General features: G+C 36.8%; 14 protein-coding genes. 4 read left to right on the forward strand and 10 right to left on the reverse strand.

Features of this window, described 5'->3' with window-relative positions; translation table 11 throughout:
- Nucleotides 1-86 precede the first annotated feature (86 nt).
- Complete coding sequence (locus ACFO3L_RS11345) at nucleotides 87-371, forward strand: helix-turn-helix domain-containing protein (protein WP_379967638.1); 285 nt, start codon at nucleotides 87-89, stop codon at nucleotides 369-371.
- 31 nt (nucleotides 372-402) lie between these two features.
- Here ACFO3L_RS11345 and ACFO3L_RS11350 read toward each other — a convergent pair whose 3' ends face one another.
- The 10 genes from ACFO3L_RS11350 to ACFO3L_RS11395 all read right to left on the reverse strand — a co-directional run bounded on the left by ACFO3L_RS11350 (nucleotide 403) and on the right by ACFO3L_RS11395 (nucleotide 14,348).
- On the reverse strand, nucleotides 403-576 hold the full coding sequence (locus tag ACFO3L_RS11350) for a hypothetical protein (protein ID WP_379967641.1): 174 nt from the start codon (nucleotides 574-576) through the stop codon (nucleotides 403-405).
- Between the two features lie 139 nt (nucleotides 577-715).
- The gene (locus ACFO3L_RS11355) at nucleotides 716-1,672 is read right to left on the reverse strand and encodes a DHH family phosphoesterase (RefSeq protein WP_379967644.1); all 957 of its coding nucleotides are present in this window, start codon (nucleotides 1,670-1,672) and stop codon (nucleotides 716-718) included.
- Nucleotides 1,673-1,691: 19 nt separating this feature from the next.
- Nucleotides 1,692-3,023 carry a DRTGG domain-containing protein gene (locus ACFO3L_RS11360; protein WP_379967647.1) on the reverse strand — a complete coding sequence of 444 codons (1,332 nt, stop codon included), beginning with the start codon at nucleotides 3,021-3,023 and terminating at the stop codon, nucleotides 1,692-1,694.
- Between the two features lie 477 nt (nucleotides 3,024-3,500).
- Nucleotides 3,501-5,459, reverse strand: coding sequence for an N-acetylglucosamine-specific PTS transporter subunit IIBC (nagE, locus tag ACFO3L_RS11365; RefSeq protein ID WP_379967650.1), 1,959 nt, complete (start codon nucleotides 5,457-5,459; stop codon nucleotides 3,501-3,503).
- 15 nt (nucleotides 5,460-5,474) lie between these two features.
- On the reverse strand, nucleotides 5,475-6,329 hold the full coding sequence (locus ACFO3L_RS11370) for a PRD domain-containing protein (protein WP_379967653.1): 855 nt from the start codon (nucleotides 6,327-6,329) through the stop codon (nucleotides 5,475-5,477).
- 280 nt (nucleotides 6,330-6,609) lie between these two features.
- On the reverse strand, nucleotides 6,610-7,644 hold the full coding sequence (locus tag ACFO3L_RS11375; RefSeq protein ID WP_379967656.1) for a 3-deoxy-7-phosphoheptulonate synthase: 1,035 nt from the start codon (nucleotides 7,642-7,644) through the stop codon (nucleotides 6,610-6,612).
- 440 nt (nucleotides 7,645-8,084) lie between these two features.
- Nucleotides 8,085-8,786, reverse strand: coding sequence for a glucosamine-6-phosphate deaminase (locus ACFO3L_RS11380; RefSeq protein WP_379967659.1), 702 nt, complete (start codon nucleotides 8,784-8,786; stop codon nucleotides 8,085-8,087).
- A gap of 71 nt (nucleotides 8,787-8,857) precedes the next feature.
- Complete coding sequence (locus tag ACFO3L_RS11385; RefSeq protein ID WP_379967662.1) at nucleotides 8,858-10,540, reverse strand: ribonuclease J; 1,683 nt, start codon at nucleotides 10,538-10,540, stop codon at nucleotides 8,858-8,860.
- Between the two features lie 716 nt (nucleotides 10,541-11,256).
- Entirely contained in the window at nucleotides 11,257-12,303 is a 1,047-nt protein-coding gene (locus ACFO3L_RS11390) for an aspartate-semialdehyde dehydrogenase (protein WP_379967665.1), read from the reverse strand.
- Nucleotides 12,304-12,587: 284 nt separating this feature from the next.
- Nucleotides 12,588-14,348: a glycoside hydrolase family 13 protein gene (locus tag ACFO3L_RS11395; RefSeq protein WP_379967669.1), complete on the reverse strand. Its 1,761-nt coding sequence runs from the start codon at nucleotides 14,346-14,348 to the stop codon at nucleotides 12,588-12,590.
- Between the two features lie 434 nt (nucleotides 14,349-14,782).
- Here ACFO3L_RS11395 and ACFO3L_RS11400 point away from each other — a divergent pair, with 434 nt between their 5' ends.
- The 3 genes from ACFO3L_RS11400 (at nucleotide 14,783) to ACFO3L_RS11410 (ending at nucleotide 18,355) form a co-directional block, all read left to right on the forward strand.
- Complete coding sequence (locus ACFO3L_RS11400) at nucleotides 14,783-16,054, forward strand: extracellular solute-binding protein (RefSeq protein WP_379967672.1); 1,272 nt, start codon at nucleotides 14,783-14,785, stop codon at nucleotides 16,052-16,054.
- Nucleotides 16,055-16,129: 75 nt separating this feature from the next.
- A complete protein-coding gene (locus ACFO3L_RS11405; protein ID WP_379967675.1) occupies nucleotides 16,130-17,479 on the forward strand; it encodes a carbohydrate ABC transporter permease in 1,350 nt (449 codons plus the stop codon).
- 3 nt (nucleotides 17,480-17,482) lie between these two features.
- Entirely contained in the window at nucleotides 17,483-18,355 is an 873-nt protein-coding gene (locus tag ACFO3L_RS11410) for a sugar ABC transporter permease (RefSeq protein ID WP_379967678.1), read from the forward strand.
- Nucleotides 18,356-18,876 lie beyond the last annotated feature (521 nt).

Genomic DNA, 18,876 nt, shown 5'->3' on the forward strand with positions numbered 1-18,876 from the left:
TAAAGAAATACGCTTGCAAGTATGTTCTGTTCCTAAGAATCTCGTGACTTCAGTCATGAGAGGTTCAAGAACATTACCGTCAGAAATTGACAATCGCTACTATTGCAAAAGCACTTTCACTGACGACCAAGCATGTCAGTGGATTAGTTGAGCAAAATTTTAGAATGACCGTCTCTGTTTTGATTGCACAAATTCGCTGTGCGCTCGCTAGCGGATTGATTAAAGGCACCGTTTTAACATTAAATGAAATTAGCGAATCTGTCGGTTTTTCAGATTCGAAGCAATTCCGCCAAGCTTTTAAAAAGTTCTATCATATGACACCAGGTGAATATCGAAAAAAAAATGACACCTCAAAAAAACCAATCAAATGACCGCAGTCAATTGATTGGTTTTTACTATCTTTTATGGTTTGTTTCTGCGGAAGCTAAAAACGCGTTTACCAGTATATTTAGGCTTTTCATCGATTATATTTTGCTCTTTTGCTACTTCTCTTGCTTCACGGAAAATTTCTTCTTTTTCTTGCTTGTAATCGTCTTGACGTTCGGCAAAAATTTTTTCTTTTGATTTCTCACTCATGATAATTTCCCCTTTCAGTAACTTTTTCGTGTAACCGTTTAACCTTATAATAAAAGATAATTGATGTTTTGTAAAATTTAATGCCCATTGTATGAACGAGTGTTCAATCCAATGGGCATTGGTGATATAATCTGTTTTATTATTTCACAAAGTTTTTACAAACTTCTTGAATCTCTTGGTAAATTGCTTCGACTTCTACCATATCTTTGGCATTTGCACCACTGGCTAGCGGGTGTCCACCACCACGGTATTTTTTGGCAATTGTATTAATAACAGGACCTTTTGAACGCATTCTCACACGGAAGTGGCCATTTGGTTGTTGAACAAAAATTGCCCAGGCAACTAATTCATCAACGACTCCTGGCAAGGAAACAATTTGTGAAGTTTCCAAATCATTTATCCCTAATTCTGCTAATAACTCCTGGGTTAAAATAACTTTTCCTGCACCATTTTTATCTACTTCTAACTGTTCGTAGACAATTCCGGATAAGCGGGCTACTTTTAATGGCATTTCTTGTAGTTGACGATTTAAGTAAGTAGCATCAAAATCAAATTGTCTTAAATCTGCCGCAATTTTAAACGTATGAGCTGAAGTATTTGAGAATAAGAAACGGCCAGTATCACCAACGATTCCTGCATATAATAATCGAGCCCCTTCTTCACTTAACGTCCATTCATCCTCAAAAAATTGCCATAAATCCGCAATGATTTCACTACAGCTACTTGCTTTCGTGTTAACGTATGCGATATCGCCATATGGTTCATCATTTGGGTGATGATCAATTTTGATTAATTTATCACCTAAAGTGTAGCGACTATCACTAATTCTAGCGGTATTTGCAGTATCGGTCACAATTACTAATGCACCTTGATACGCTTCATCTGGAATTTCATCCATTGTAATTAAGAAATCAAGACCTCCAACCGCTTCACCAACTTGATAAATCTTTTTTTCTGGGTACGATTGACGTAATAATTCTGCTAGCCCCCCTTGTGAGCCTAATGCATCTGGATCTGGGCTTTTATGACGATGGATAATAATTGTTTGATATTGTTGAATTGCATGTTTAATTTCCTCTAATGTACGTTCACTCATGTATTTTTTCCTCTGCTTTCTATGGTCGTTCCATCACTTGGCAAACAACAATTGCTTTTGCCACGATTGAATTTTCAATAAATACTTCGATATCAAGTTTTGCTGAACGACGACCAACTTCTAAAATTTTTGGTTTTAAAATAATTTCGCTTTCTAATTGAATCAAACGGAAATAATGTAAATTGACTTGCTCAATCCACGTATTGCGACGCTGATTCGTAAGTAAGCTACGTTTACTTGTATTAGCTATAATTTCGCTTAGGACACCAAAAGAAATCGTGCCTAGCTCATTAACCATTTGTGGGGTGACCACAAATGAAAATTCAGGTTGAGCTAATTTTACCCCTTCAAAGGTATGATCAATCAGCTGTAAGTTCCCCGAAATTTGGTCAGATATTGTATCAGAAACTTGTGATTGACGCTGAACAAGTTGCATCGCCTTCATAATATCTTGGCGCGTTACAATCCCTAACAACGATAAATCATCCGCCACGACTGGCATCACTTCTAAACCTTCCCAGATCATTTGATGGCTTACCGAAGCAACGCTCATGCCTTTTTTAGACATGCGTGGATCTTTGGTCATAATTCGCTCTAATATTTGACTATCATTTTTTTCTAAAATATCACGGGCCGTTATAATTCCAAGAACACGCATATTACGATTCACTACCGGAAAACGCGAGTGCCCTGTTTTTTCTGAAAGAATTTTATAATCTTTTACCGTATCTGTCGTCATTAAGTATTGTGTTTTATCTAACGGCATATAAATATCACCGACAAGTAAAATTTCTTTCTTAATTAATTGATCACTCAAGGCACGGTTAATCAACGTAGCGACCGTAAACGTATCGTACGTCGATGAAATGACTGGCATTTCTAACTCATCAGCTAATTGTTGAATCGCTGGCGTTGTTTGAAAACCACCGGTAATTAACACGGCAGCCCCCGCCTTTAAAGCGAGTGTTTGTACGTTTTCACGGTTCCCGACAATCATAAGTGAGCCGGGGGTAATATAGCGTTCCATATCTTTGACTTTCATCGCACCGATAACGAATTTATTTAAATCTTTTTCAAGACCCTGTTCTCCACCCAGTACTTCGCCTTCGATAATCCTTACGACTTCGGAAAATGTTAACTTTTCAATGTGTTTCTTTAATTTACGTTCAATCCGAATCGTACCGACACGTTGAATCGTTGAGACTAGTCCTTCTGTTTCGGCATCTTTGATTGCTCGGTAAGCCGTACCTTCACTGACATCTAAATCTTTCGCAATTCCACGCACAGAAATGCGCTCGCCTACGGGTAAACTTTCGATATGCGCTAGTATAATATCATGTTTTGTCGCCATTTCTCTTCCCCTTTTATTCTTTCATTTTTCCTTTTTTCTGTGCAATGGGACAGTCTATAAAAACCTGTCATAGTTCTCAGCACGTTCAATACCATTGTTTCTATCCTTTTTAGCTGCAAAAAACAGGTACAGCTCGACAAGTATATTGTAACAGATTCTGAGAAAGAAACAAATATTTGATATTTATTCGGATAAGACGTTATTGTTACAGTTACTCAAAAATATTATTTTTTTAAATTCACTGGTTATTTTGATTGATTAAAAATAACCATTAATCATCGAGATGATCTCTGCTTATTTCCGTGTAAAAATCTAGATAAAACAAAAAAGACTTCTGAAATCAGATAGAATATCTGACTTCAGAAATCTTTTAATTATGTTATAAGAGTAGCGACTGCGGAGATAAGTTGGCATTAAATTAAAATCAAAGTGCGATTTTTTTTACTGCCTGCTTATCTCTTGTCGCTGTGCACTCTTTTAACGACCTCTTAATGTTCCACTTACTTGGTTGGCTTTTACTGTGCCTGGGTGGATTTCTAAGTTTTCAACAGCGTCTGGGTTAGTGAAGACAACAATCATGTCTGTTTTACGTCCAGCGTCTGTGATGGCTTTTAAATCAACATCGGCAATTAATTGACCTTGACGAATTTCTTGTCCTTCTTCAACAAATAATGTGAAAGGTTCACCTTTTAAGCTAACAGTGTCGATTCCCATGTGTAATAGGACCTCAACGCCATTTGCTGTTTGGATACCTAATGCGTGTTTTGTTGGGAAAATGTTTAGAATTTTACCTGAAATCGGTGCAAAGATTTTGCCTTTTGTTGGAATAACGGCAAATCCGTCACCCATCATTTTTGAAGAAAAGACTTCATCGGATACTTCTGTAATTGGAACTAATTGACCGTCTGCTACGGCATAAATCGCTTGTTCTTTTTCAACAATAGCTGATTTTGTTTCGGCAGGTGCTTCCGCAACTTTTGTTGTTTGAACTGGTTGACCTTGTAGGCGGTGCATTTCATCAGCTACGAATTGCACTTCTGTTCCAACAATCACTTGAATATTTTCTTTATTGATCACTTTTAATCCTGGAACACCGGTTGCTTTGATTTTATCTTGGTTAACAACACCTGTATCTTTTACTTGTAAACGTAAGCGTGTTGTACAGTTATCAACGGTTACTACGTTTTGTGCACCACCTAAAGCGTCATAAATGCGGCTTGCCATTGTTGCAAATTTATTTGAACCTTCAGCAACAGCTTCAACTTCATTTGTTTCAACTAACGGTTCGCGACCTGGAGTCATTAAGTTGAATTTTTTAATAACAAACATAAACGTAAAGTAGTAAACGACAGCCATCACTAATCCCATCACGATTAACATGTATGGTTTATTAGCGATTGGTACACGTAAACTTAAGAAGAAATCAACGAAACCAGCACTAAAGTTAAATCCAGCTGTCCATTGGAAGAAGGCAGCGACAAACATTGAAATACCTGTTAAAACAGCATGTACAACATATAATGGCCATGCAACAAACATGAATGAGAATTCTAAAGGTTCTGTTACACCCGTAAAGAATGAAGCAAAACCGGCTGCTAGCATTAATGATGCAATTTCTTTTTTACGTTCAGGAAGAGCTGTGCGATAGATTGCGAACGCTCCTGCTGGTAAACCAAACATCATTACTGGGAAGAAACCAGCTTGGTACATACCAGTAACGCCTTTAACACCTTCTGATGCCCAGAATTTACCGATATCGTCAATTCCTGCTAAGTTAAACCAGAATACGTTGTTTAATGCGTGGTGTAAACCAGTTGGGATTAATAAACGGTTAAAGAAGCCGTAAAGACCTGCTCCGATTGGGCCTAAGCCTGAAATCATTTCACCAAAGTTTACTAATGCCGTATAAACTGGTGGCCAAGCAAAGATTAAAATAGCTGAAATAGCTGCCATTACTGCGGCTGTAACGATTGGTACGGCACGTTTTCCACTAAAGAAAGATAATGCCATTGGTAATTTAACATTTGAAAAACGGTTATACATTGCTGCGGCAATTAGACCGGCTAAAATACCAACAAAAACGTTTTTGAAGTTAATCGCATCAAATGCGACGTTGACTGTTTCTTGTCCAGTAAATAGTTTTACTGCTTCTGTACTAACTAGTGTAATCGGTGTTAAAAAGGCAATTAAACCAGCTAAAGCAGCTGATCCATCTTTGTCTTTTGACATCCCTAGCGCTAAACCAACTGCGAATAAAACACCTAAGTTATCTAAAATTGTACTACCTGTTTTGATTAAGAAGGCTGCTAGGACATTATTTCCACCCCAGCCACTTGGATCAATCCAGTAACCGATGCCCATAAAAAGGGCTGCGACAGGTAAGGTAGCTACGGGTAGCATTAGTGAGCGACCCATACGTTGCATATATGCTTTCATCTGTAATTCCTCCGACTATTCTTGACTCGTTTCTTTTTGCCCAGCTAGTCGCAAACGTTCGATATGGATGGCTAAGTAGCCTAATTCTTCGGTAGTCGTAGATAATTGGTAAGTTTTTAAAAGTAAGACACGAACTTTCTTAGCGATTTCAAAACTTGCGGGATATTTCAACTTCACCATTTGGACAATTTCATCATCCAATGCGGCATATTGTTGATTATGGTAGCGTTGTAATAATAAACGCAAATGATTGACTAAACGCGTATAATTGAGCGCCATCTTTTTGTCTCTTAAATCAATTGATAATTCTTGTTCGATTAAATGCACGATTTCAGAAACGATAGTTACCTCACGGATGCTTTGATGCTTACTGCGTTCCCCTGCTCGCGCACTGTGAATATGAATTGCAATATAACCTGCCTCGTCATAAGTATACGGTACATCAAGCGTTTGCACTAAGTACCCAACTGACCATTGAGCAATCTGAAATTCTTCTGGATATAAAACTTCAATCTCCGGCAATAATTTATTACGGATAATAATACCATTTTTTAAATTTTCAGCGGCAAAAGCGATGTGATCGGTTAAAGCTATCAGCACATGCTCGTTAAGTTTTTCCATCAAGATATTTTCTGCATAATCGATAATCTTTTCAGCAGCAAATAAATATTTTTCATCAATTTGATTAAGTAACGATTGCAGCTTCATTTGTCCCTCTGCTTCTAAGACAAAAATACGTTCAATCTCACGCGTAAATAATGTGTCATTTCGTTTTTTATTAAAACCAATCCCCTTACCAATCGCCACCTTTTCTTCTCCATTTGCTTCGACTAGGACGGCATTTTGATTGAGTATTTTTTTGATTTTCATTGATTTTTATTGTTTCCTTTCTCGAGAAAGTCTATTTCACTCACTAATCTTCTTTTGCGGCCAACAAAAAACTAGGCATGGAAAACCTAAAAATGGGTAGAATCCGCCCTCGTTTTAGGTTTTCCATGCCTAGTACGATCTAGTCACATGAAATAAATATGTTAACATTGGATAATTCTAGCAGATTTTTTTTGGTTGTCAAGAATAATCAATAGCGTTTTAAAAAAATTAGAGGAGCTGTGACATAAGCCGCATCCTCTAATTGTCATGAATCTTTGTTTTAGACATTTTCAGCAATATAATGAACAAGCTTTTCGGTTTCATCCCATCCTAAACACGGATCGGTAATTGATTGCCCAAAAACTTCGCCACCGGGTTCTTGACGTCCATCTTCTAAATAACTTTCAATCATAAAGCCGCGAACATAGTGTTTTAACTCTTCATTCCATGTACGATTCGTTAAAACTTCTTGAACGATTCGCACTTGGTCTTGATATTTTTTCCCTGAATTGTCATGATTCGTGTCCACCATGATAAACGGATTTTTTAACTGATTCTTTTTATAGGCATTCATGACTTTCACAAGGTCTTCATAATGATAGTTCGGCACAGCTTCCCCTGTTTCCGTTAAACCACCACGTAAAATAACATGTGCCCATGGGTTCGAACTTGTTTCAACTTCAACCCCGTTATACATCAATTCTTGCTTTTGTTGTGCGGCATAAATCGCATTGAACATCACATTGATATTACCACTTGTTGGATTTTTCAAACCTGTTGGAAAATCAAGCCCACTTGCAACAAAGCGATGTTGTTGGTTTTCAACCGAGCGAGCACCTACAGCGTGATAACTAACTAAGTCATCGACAAATTTTAAATTATCTGGATAGAGCATTTCGTCAGCCGTCGTTAGACCGGTTTCTGCTAATACGCGTTTATGCATTTTACGTACCGCAACCATGCCTCGAACAATATTAATCTCTCCAGTCGGCGAGGCATCTTGTTGATGCATCATGCCTTTATAACCATCGCCATTCGTACGCGGTTTATTCGTATAGACACGCATAACAATAAAGACTTTCTCTTTCACAGCTTCTTGCAGTGCGGATAATTTATGGGCATAAGCTAAGACTGCCTCAACATTATCGGCTGAACAAGGACCTACCACTAAAAGGAATCGCTGATCTTTCCCCTCGATAATTGCTTTTAATTCTGCATCGCGACTGGCCTTGATTGCCATTTCTTCATCGCTGAGTTTTGAAATTGATTTTACAAGATCAATATCAATTTTTTTACTTAATTCCTTAAAGCTCATTGAAAACCCTCCTATGAAAATCTTTACTATTCATCTTATCATATTTTCATTTTTTTGCCATAATCATCCGAAGATTATTTACAAAAAATATGCTTTTATCGGCTATTCTATCGTTTTTACGCTTATTTCGATAAATGAAAAATTCGTTATTTCTCATATTCAACTAAAATATAAAGCAATGAAAATTTTCAAGAAAAATGGTTGTTGTTCCCAAGCTACTCTGGCACAGATCTGAGAGAGCCGTTTTATGTCGTAGCAAAAGAACGCTTTTCTTTCCTAAACTTTTTGTTCCTTCTCATTAACTTAAACAATCTAAAAGTCCACGTGATTCTCATAACACTAATGGTTTCGCTTATTTATGACCTTGTGTTTTTCAATTTGAGCGAAACTTGCCTTTAGATAATAAAAAACCCCGATTTTTCAATCGGGATGTTCTTATTTTATAATTTGCATGCTGCTGCTTCGTCAATGATAATGGTTACGTCATCATGATTTTTTAAAATACTTGAAGGCACATCTGTTGTTAACGGACCGTTAATTGTGTTTGCAATTGCTTCTGCTTTTGCTTCACCAAAGGCCATTAAAATGATTTTTTTACCTTTCATGATTGAACCAATTCCCATTGAAATTGCTGTTGTTGGTACATCTTCAACTTTTTCAAAGTTACGTTTGTTGGCATTGATTGTTGATTCTGTTAATTGAACCACTTGAGTTGGCGCATCAAACGGTGTCCCAGGCTCATTAAATCCAATATGAGCATTTTCGCCGATACCTAAAATTTGGATATCAATTGGGTTGTTCGCAATAATTTCTTCGTACTTCGCACATTCAGCTTCTAAATCTTCTGCTTTACCGTTTGGTACGTAAGTTGCTTTAAATGGTTTTTGATTAAATAAGTGTTTATTCATGAAGTAACGGTAGCTTTGATCGTTGTCGCCGCTTAATCCAACATACTCATCTAAGTTTACTGAAGTGCATTCTGTAAAATCAAGGTCACTATCAACCATTTCTTTATATAACGTTTCAGGTGTGCTACCTGTAGCTAAACCAAAAACTTTTGCTCCATCATTTAATCCTTCTTGAATTAATTCAAAAGCTTTTTTTCCGCCCTCAGTGGCATCTTTTACACGAATAACGTTCATTTTTTGACGACTCCTTTAATTTTGATTTCGGACCCATTGTAACACTCTTCATATTTTCACACAATATCCGTTTATGAACGGCGACGGTTTCGTTGGCTGCCTTCCATGATAACCGGCAAAATAACGGGACGACGTTTGGTATGGTCAAATAAGAAACGACTCAATTGATCACGAATATCTTGTTTTAATTTTGCCCATTCGAAATCATCGTCTTGCAAATGTTTTTCGACGATTTGCTCGACCATTTCACTACCTTCACGTAATAAATCACGATTGGCTTTCACATAAACAAAGCCGCGTGTTGTAATTTGCGGTTTTGAAATAATGCGTTTTTCACGACGACTAATCGTAACAACCGCTACAAAAACGCCATCCTCTGATAAGACTTTACGGTCTTTTAACACGATATTTCCGATATCACCGACACCAATTCCATCAACCATCACGTTATCAGCTGGAACGGAGCTGGCTTGTTTTAATTCCCCTTTGATTAATTCATAAATATCTCCACGAGCAGCAATGAAAATATTTTTCTTAGGAATTCCGACTTCTTCCGCTAATTGCGCATGAGCAGCTAACAGACGGTATTCACCTTGAATTGGGAATAAGTATTTCGGTTTTAGTAAATTCATTAATAATTGTAAATCTTGTTGACCCGCATGACCAGAAACGCGATAGTTATCCGAAATCGTGCGCACAATTCCACCATTACGGTAAATAATATCTTCCGTCTTAGCCATGACTGTTTCCATCGCTAAAGTCGGTGTTGTTGCGATATAAGCTAAATCGCCTTCTTTAATACGAAGCGTCCGGTGTGTGCCATTTGCCATTTTTTGTAATGACTTAATCGGCTCACCCATACGGCCTGTTTCTAAAATCAGAATCTCTTCATCTGAATAGTTTTTCATTTCTTTCAATGTCACGAGTAAATCATCTGAAGGTAACGTTAACTTGCCTAATTTCATTGCCGTTTTAATAATACGACTAAAATCTTGACCTGTTAACACCACTTTACGATTTGAACGATGTGCTGCATTTAAAATTTGTTGCACACGTTGAAGGTTACTCGCCACACAAGCCGCGATAATGCGACCTTCCCAGTAGCGAATATTGTCGTAAACTTCATCAGCGATTTGCAGCTCTGAAGCAACAGGAGCGGGATTTTCAGCATTACTTGATGTACTTAATAACGCTAGGACTCCTTGACGACCAATTTCAGCTAAACGTGCGTAATCTGTTTGGTACATTGGAATCGCCGTTTGGTCAAACTTAAAGTCACCTGTATAAACAATGTTGCCTTCTGGTGTTGCTAAACAAATACCGACTGAATCTGGAATCGAGTGTGTTGTTGGGAAAAAGCTAACGACACCGGAACCAAAATCAATTTCTGATCTTGTATCAATAATATGAAACTCTTTGAATTTTTTTGTTGGTTCATAACGTTGAACCGCTAATTTTGCTAATTCAATTGTTAGCTCTGTCCCGAAAACAGGAACCTCAAATTTTTCAAGCAAATAAGGTAAAGCACCAATTGCATCGGCATGCCCATGGGTTAAAAACACCCCTACCACACGATCCGCATTTTCTTCTAAATACGTAAAATCAGGAATAACTGTATCAATTCCAAGCAATTCATTTTCTGGATATCTTAGACCACAATCTAGTACAAAGATATCCTCGTTCACTTCAGCGATGTATAAATTTTTTCCGTTCTCACGCACACCGCTTAGTGGAATAATTTTAATTGAACTCAAATTGTTCACCTCTCACATTTTTTATTGGTTATTTATTTTCTCTTACAAAAAAAATCCCATCCAGTTTATTATACACGAAAACGGTCAAAAAGTACGGACTCCGCTTGCAAAAGCATAAAAAACGTTAAGAAGAACGAACAATAAGAATTGTGATTTTACATTTAATTCTCAAAATTTAAAAATATTTTTGGAGCTTATGTATTTTTCTACTCAATTCATTTGATAGTCCATACTTTGCAATCGAATAATCAAATAACAAAAAAACGATAGGTAGAACTTATACTAATAAGTTATCCTATCGTTTGATTTGAAGAAAATATTTTTAATAAAGACTCCAAAAATAGCCTCTTATTCGAAACGGCATTTTTGGAGCAACATTTCGGAAATAAGATTGTCTGAATAAAATGAAAGGCCCATTTTTTCAGACTTTTTCTTATTTCTCAATGTTAAACGCTCTAAAAATAGCCTCTTTTATGAAACGGCATTTTGGGAGCAACATTTCGGAAATAAGATTGTCTGAATAAAATGAAAGGCCCATTTTTTCAGACTTTTTCTTATTTCTCAATGTTAAACGCTCTAAAAATAGCCTCTTTTATGAAACGGCATAATAAAAGCAACGACTGCGGAGATAAGGAGTCACCCGAAGAAAATCAAAGGACGATTTTTTCTGCTGACTCCTTATCTCTTGTCGCTGAACGCTTTTTTTATAGCCTCTTTTATAGCAATTCTAGTTCGTGCATTTTTTCGGCGATTTGGATGGAATTCCAAGCGGCGCCTTTTAATAAGTTATCTGAAACAACCCATAAATGGAAGCCTTTTGGATTATCTAAATCGCGACGAATTCTACCGACAAATGTTGCTTTGTCATCGATGCTGTTTATGGCTTGGGGATATAATTGTTGGCTCGGATCGTCTTGTAAAACAACGCCTGGTGCTTGTGCTAATAGTTCTTGTAATTCTTTCACGCTTGTCTCTTTTTCAACTTCAATGTAAATAGATTCTGAATGTCCACTTACGACCGGAATACGCACGCAAGTTGCCGCAACTTTAATCGAGTCATCGCTCATGATTTTTTTCGTTTCGTTCATCATTTTCCACTCTTCTAATGTGTAACCATCCTCACCGAAAACATCGATTTGTGGTAACGCATTAAAAGCGATCGGATAATGTTTTTTATCGCCGCCAGCTGGTAAAATTTCTGCAGTTAATTCTTTTAAAGGTGTGCCGTCAATGTATTCTTTGACTTGATTTTCAAGTTCTGCAATTCCTCTCGCACCTGAACCTGATACCGCTTGATAAGTTGAAACGATAATTTTTTCTAATCCAAAAGCTTGACGGATTGGCTCTAAAGCAACCATCATTTGAATCGTTGAACAATTCGGATTCGCAATGATTCCTTGGTGCTCTCGTAAACTTTCAGGATTAACTTCTGGAACAACTAATGGTACATTTTCATCCATACGGAAGTGACTTGTGTTATCGATGACAACCGCCCCATGTTTGACGGCCTCTGGTGCAAATTTTTCAGAAAGGCTGCCTCCTGCGCTAAAAATGGCAATATCAACGCCCGAAAAAGCATCCGCAGTTAATTCTTCGACTATGATCTCTGTATTTTTAAAAGGAATTGTTTTACCAACTGAACGCTTAGAAGCTAATGCTTTCACTTTTGTAATTGGCAAATTCGCACCCTCTAATAACTCAACAATTTTCGTTCCAACTGCCCCTGTTGCACCCGCAACCGCGATTGTATAACTTTTACTCATTCTTCAGCAACTCCCTTATCTCTAAACAGTTTTTAATCATTCTATCATAATTAATAAAAAATACTAGGAAAAATTTTCTCTACACACTTTCTATGACGTTCTTTTGGATTTCCTCAAAATTTTAAGTGGTTTTATTATCGTTACACCACTTAGTTGCTATTGTTTGAGAAAAAGACAAAATATCGCTATAATAGAGGTAAGAAGAATTTTGGGGAAGATTCTTCTCAGCGTGCAAGTTATTCAAAAAAGAAACGGTTGGTTAAATACCAACCGTTTCTTTTTTGTTATTTTACAGTAATGATAAAACCTTTTGGTTCAATTGTTATTGCATTGTTTTTTGAAGTTACGCCATTTGATAACACGTTATCACCAATTAGTTCTGTTGTTATTGCTTCCATACCAGTATTGAAAATCCCACGAATCGTACGATTATTCAATGTCCGTTCAAAAATAATTGTCCCCGAAGCAGTCTCTGTTGCTAACCAATGAACGCTACCTTCTGATAATGTTTTTGCTTCGTTACGACGAAGTGCAATCAAGTCTTTCACAAACTGGTGTAACTCACGGTCTTGTTTTTCTTCTTCCCAAACCATGCATTTGCGGCAATCTGGATCATTTGCACCAGTCATACCAATTTCATCACCATAATACAAACAAGGAACGCCTGGTTGTACGTAAGTAAAGGCCATGACTTGTTTCATCAAATCTTTGTCTTCTTTTGTTTCCGTTAATAGACGCGCTGTATCGTGTGAATCAAGTACGTTAAATTGCATTTGGTTCGTTTGGTCAGGATAAAGCATTAGTTGGCTATTAATTTCTGAAACCATTTTTTCCATTCCGATTTCGTCTTTAACAAAATAACCTAAAATTGCATCTGTATACGCATAGTTCATAACCGCATGGAACTCATCGCCTTGTAACCAGCGTTGCGAAGAATGCCAAATTTCACCTAATATATAGAAATCATCTTTTGTCTCATCACAAACTTGACGGAATTTTTTCCAGAATGAATGATCGACTTCATTTGCAACGTCTAAGCGCCAGGCATCGATATCGTATTCTTCAATCCAATATTTAGCAATGTTCAACAAGTATTCTTGAACTTCTGGATTCGCTGTATTTAATTTTGGCATATGCGGTGTAAAAGCAAAAACATCATAAGTAATTTCCGTTGCATTTTCGAAATCTTTACCTTCTGTATAAGTCACTGGGAATTCACGAACGTGAAACCAATCGGCATATTTCGAGTTCTCACCATTTTTAATCACATCTTGCCACTGTGGTGATACATCTCCCATATGATTAAAGACAGCATCAAGCATGATTTTAATGCCACGCGCATGGCATTCTTCGACTAATTTTTTAAACAATGCTCCATCACCAAAGTCTGGATCAATTTTTAAATAATCAATCGTATCATATTTATGGTTTGAACCAGCTTCAAAAATCGGACAGAAATACAGGCCATTAATTCCTAAATCTTCTAAATAATCAAGATTGTCTAGAACCCCTTGTAAATCCCCACCAAAGAAATCTTGACGGTCTGGATCTTTACTTCCCCAAGGTAACGTCCCTTTTGGATCATTTGATTGATCGCCATTAGCAAAACGTTCTGGAAAGATTTGATACCAAACCGTTTCTTTGACCCATTCTGGTGATTTAAAACGATCGACTTCTTGGAAATATGGCATACGGAAATAATTATTAGGCATTGCTAAATATTTATCTTCTAACGGATAAATACCATGGTCACCATAAAAAGCAGATAAACCATCCTCACCTTCAACTGTAAAGCCATAAGATAAACGTTTTGTATCTGAAGTCACTGCTACAAACCAATAATCGTATAGGTCTGTTGATAAAATTTTAAGCATTGGTACGGGATTTTCATTCCATTGTTCTCCGATTAAATACGGATCGGCACTCACTAATTGAACCTTTTTAATATCGCCTTTGGCTGTACGTAAACGAATATGCATCGTTTCTGCATCATACAAATAGGCAAATTCACTTTCTGGACGATGATAAATTGCTGCTGTATTCATAGTTAATTGCTCCTTTAAACTCATTTTTTCCTAGTATGACACAGACCGAATTTTTTATCAACAATTAAAGCAACCGATTGCATTAATTGCTATCAAATTATCATTGGGAAAACATTAAGTCTCAAACAGTTCGTTATTTAAAAACCTATGCTCCCTTACTCTTAATAAAACTTTTTTATTAACGAATAATCAAAGTTAGATATACCTAATTATCAAGCCATATATTAATATTTTTTTAATACTTCCTTATATATTGGGATTTCCGTTCTCCATCACGACCTTTATGGTAGAGTAAAGAAATCTTTTGTTACCTTTCTCAAAACCATTCTTTTTAACCAATTTTTAAAAAGATTGCTAAAAGAACTTGACTTATTCTGCAATCGGTTGCATAATAATCTTGTAAATTAATATCAACATTAACGGAGGGATTCGAAATGAAAGGTAATTGGAAAAAATATTTAACAAGCGGTTTAATTCTTAGCGCGTCGGCAGTCTTGCTAGCAGCATGCGCGGGCGGCGACAGTAAAGACACACCGAAAGACAGCTCTGTTGGATCGGACGCAACAGAAGAAGTTAAGGTAGAAGGTAAAGTTAAAGTTTGGATCGATACAGAACATACTGAAACATTCAAAGGCATTGTTGCTGATTTTGAAAAAGAGTTTCCAGATGTCGACGTTGAAATTGCAGCGGGTAGTTCTGCTGATGCTAAAAAAGATGTGGCAAAAGACCCTAAAGCAGCAGCTGACGTGTTCATGATGCCTCATGATCAATTAGGACAAATGGCTGAATCAGGTTTAATCTATCCAAATACAAAATATGCGGATGAAGTAAAAGCAAATAACGTTGATTCCGCAATTGAAGGCGCGACTTGGGGTGGCGAATTATACGGCTACCCATACGGTGTTGAATCACAAATTCTTTACTATAACAAAGCAAAACTTTCAGAAGATGATATTAAATCATGGAAAACATTAACTGAAAAAGGAAAAATTGGAACAAACTTTGCTGAGGCTGGTGCCAACTACACATTTGGTCCATTATTCATGAGTAACGATTTACACTTATATGGTGAAACTGGTGAAGATCCAAACGGAACTGACTTCAATAGTGAAGCCGGTGTCGAAGTCTTAAAATGGTTCGCAGCTCAAAAGAGTAATCCTGGTGTTATCCAATCCAATGCTGAAGCTCTTTCAAACCTAGAATCTGGTGTCACAGACGCCTTCTTATCTGGCCCTTGGTCTAAAAATGACGTAGCAAAAGCTCTTGGCGACGACATGGGTGTTGCTGCTTATCCAACGATTGACTTTGGTAATGGTGAAGTTCAGATGAAAGCTTTCTTAGGTGTTAAATTATTTGCAGTTAACCAACAAACAGAAGCTCCACTTGCTGCAATGGCATTAGCAAACTTCTTATCTAACGAAAGTTCTCAATTAGTTGAATTTGAAAAAATGGGCGTTATCCCTTCAAACAAAAAACTACAAAGCAATGAAGCAGTTTTATCAGATGAAGTTGCTAAAGCAGTTATGGAAATGTCACAAACAACTCACTCTGTTGTAATGCCAAAAATTCCTGAGATGGTTTCATTCTGGCCTGCAATGGATGCCGTTTTAAACGACGCATATAAAGGAAACATTAAGGAAGACGACTTCATGTCTAAACTAGATGCACTTGTTAACGAAACTGCAAAAATCAGCGAAAGCGAATAAAAAATGAGGTGAGGCATTCATCAGTTTGGCAATGCCTCACCTTTTTAATTTAAAAAGAAAGTGAGTTGAACAATTATGTTCAAACGAAAGAAAAATGAGCATCATCTTTCTTTTCTTGAATTATTTAAAAAAGGTGATCTTGCGACAAAACTTTCATTTTTCATCATGGGTTCAGCAAATTTGGCCAATAAACAATGGTTAAAAGGAATCATCTTCCTTGCTTCACAAGTCCTTTTTCTATTTTGGTTAATTACAAATGGTATTTCAGCACTTGGTGTGCTAGCTACTCTAGGAACTAAAGAACAAGGTTTAGTAATGGATGACCGTTTAGGTATTCCAGTGTTACAAGAAGGCGACAACTCTATGCTCTTATTATTATTCGGAATTGCTGCTATTTTACTTTGTGTCGTGATACTCATCTTGTACGTTATTAACTTGAAAAGTGCTCGTAATATTTACCAATTAAAACAACAACAAAAGAAACTTCCTTCAACAATGGACGATCTTAATAGCTTATTAAATGAACGTTTCCATGCTACTTTAATGACTATTCCATTGCTTGGCGTGCTTTTCTTTACTGTTTTACCATTACTTTATATGATTTCGATTGCTTTCACTAACTACGATCACAATCACTTACCTCCAAAAAATTTATTCACCTGGGTTGGATTATCCAACTTTGGTAACGTCCTAAATGGTAAGATGGCTGATACATTCTTCCCTGTTTTGGGTTGGACACTGATTTGGGCTGTTTTAGCTACCGTAACATGTTTCTTCTTCGGTGTATTGTTAGCCTTATTGATTAACACAAAAGGTTTGAAATTTAAAGGCGTTTGGCGGACAATTTTTGTTATTACGTTAGCTGTCCCTCAATTCATTTCTTTATTAATTATGCGTAACTTACTAAATGGAGCTGGACCGATTAACTCAACACTCCTAAACCTCGGTTGGATTGATTCGGCGATTCCGTTTCTAACCGATCCAAACTGGGCAAAAGTCACCGTTATTTTCGTCAACATGTGGATTGGAATTCCCGCAACAATGCTCGTTTCAACAGGTATTATTCAAAACTTACCAACCGATCAAATTGAGGCAGCAAGAATTGATGGCGCGAACGCTTTCCAAATTTTCAAAAACATTACGTTCCCACAAATCCTGTTCGTAATGACACCTGCTTTAATTCAGCAGTTCATCGGTAACATCAATAACTTTAACGTTATTTTCCTTTTAACTGGTGGCGGACCAACAAACTCAGACTTTTACGGAGCTGGTTCTACCGATCTGTTAGTGACGTGGCTCTACAACTTAACCGTTAATACCATGGATTACAACTTAGCGTCAGTCATTGGTATTTTAATCTTTATCTTATCCGCTACGTTCAGTTTAATTGCCTATACACGAACTAATTCATTTAAGGAGGCGTAATCGATGGCAAAAGAGAAAAAAATTCAAAGTTACCGTGCCAAACAACGATTCACGTTAACTTCGTCTTACACAAGTTTAACTATTTTATCCATTCTTTGGTTATTTCCAATTGCCTGGATTGTCCTAACGAGTTTCCGTGGAGAAGGTGGCGCTTTTGTTCCATATATAATCCCAAAAAGTTTTACTTTAGAAAACTATCGTATTTTATTACTAAACACCACAGGGAATTTCCCGTTTGTACGTTGGTTCCTTAACACTTTATTTGTCGCTGTAATCAGTTGTATCTTATCGACATTTATAACAATTGCGATGGCGTATGCTCTATCACGCTTACGTTTTAAACTTAGAAAACCTTTCTTAAAAGTGGCTTTAGTTTTAAATATGTTCCCAGGTTTCATGAGTATGATTGCAATCTACTATATTTTAAAAGCTTTAAACTTAACTGAAACACTTTTTGCTTTAATTTTAGTTTACTCATCTGGTGCTGCATTAGGTTTCTACGTCGCAAAAGGATTCTTCGATACGATTCCAATGGCTCTAGATGAATCTGCTATGATTGATGGCGCCAATAAATGGCAAATTTTCACGAAGATTACCTTACCTTTATCAAAACCAATGATTGTTTATACTTCTTTGATGGCCTTCATGGCTCCTTGGATGGATTTCATCTTTGCTAAAATTATTATGGGTGATAAAATCGATAATTACACCGTTGCAATTGGCTTGTTTACAATGATGACTCGAACTACCTCAAACTCATTATTTATGGCCTTTACTGCTGGTTGTGTGCTTATCGCCATTCCAATTACCATCTTATTCATTATTATGCAACGCTTCTATGTAGAAGGTGTTACATCAGGTTCTGTAAAAGGTTAAAACAAAAGAAGTAACTCGACATCTTAACGGATGTTGAGTTGCTTCTTTTTTTCGTTTAAAATTCCGATTAAATCAGGCCAAACGAACATCTGATTGAGATTCCAAACCTCTACATGCCACCAGTAAATAAAAATAGCCAAGGTACTATTCTTTAGAAATTCAAATATTTCTGAATGAATAAGATAACTTATCCGATCTTCTCCTTATGATTTAAGCTGACAAACAAATCTCATTAATGTTTTAGTTAGGAGGTTTTTCTCACTTCTCTTTTTGATTATGACTAGCCTTTACACTATTCCATACCTATTCTTGCGAGCTAGCTTCGTTTTCATCTTTTTCAACTTGTAATCCACTTGTTCAAAACTCCGCTTCCTACACCCTATCAACCGCTTCTAGTCATAGTGAGTTTTTACTAATAAAATAAGGATGCGACATATGCCGCATCCCTATATTTCGGTTGTATAATATTTGGTGTTGATGGAAAAATCTCATAGAGATTTTCTTTCAGCACTTTTTTTAAT

Source organism: Enterococcus eurekensis (assembly GCF_042654605.1).
In the GTDB taxonomy this organism is placed as follows: domain Bacteria; phylum Bacillota; class Bacilli; order Lactobacillales; family Enterococcaceae; genus Enterococcus_I; species Enterococcus_I eurekensis.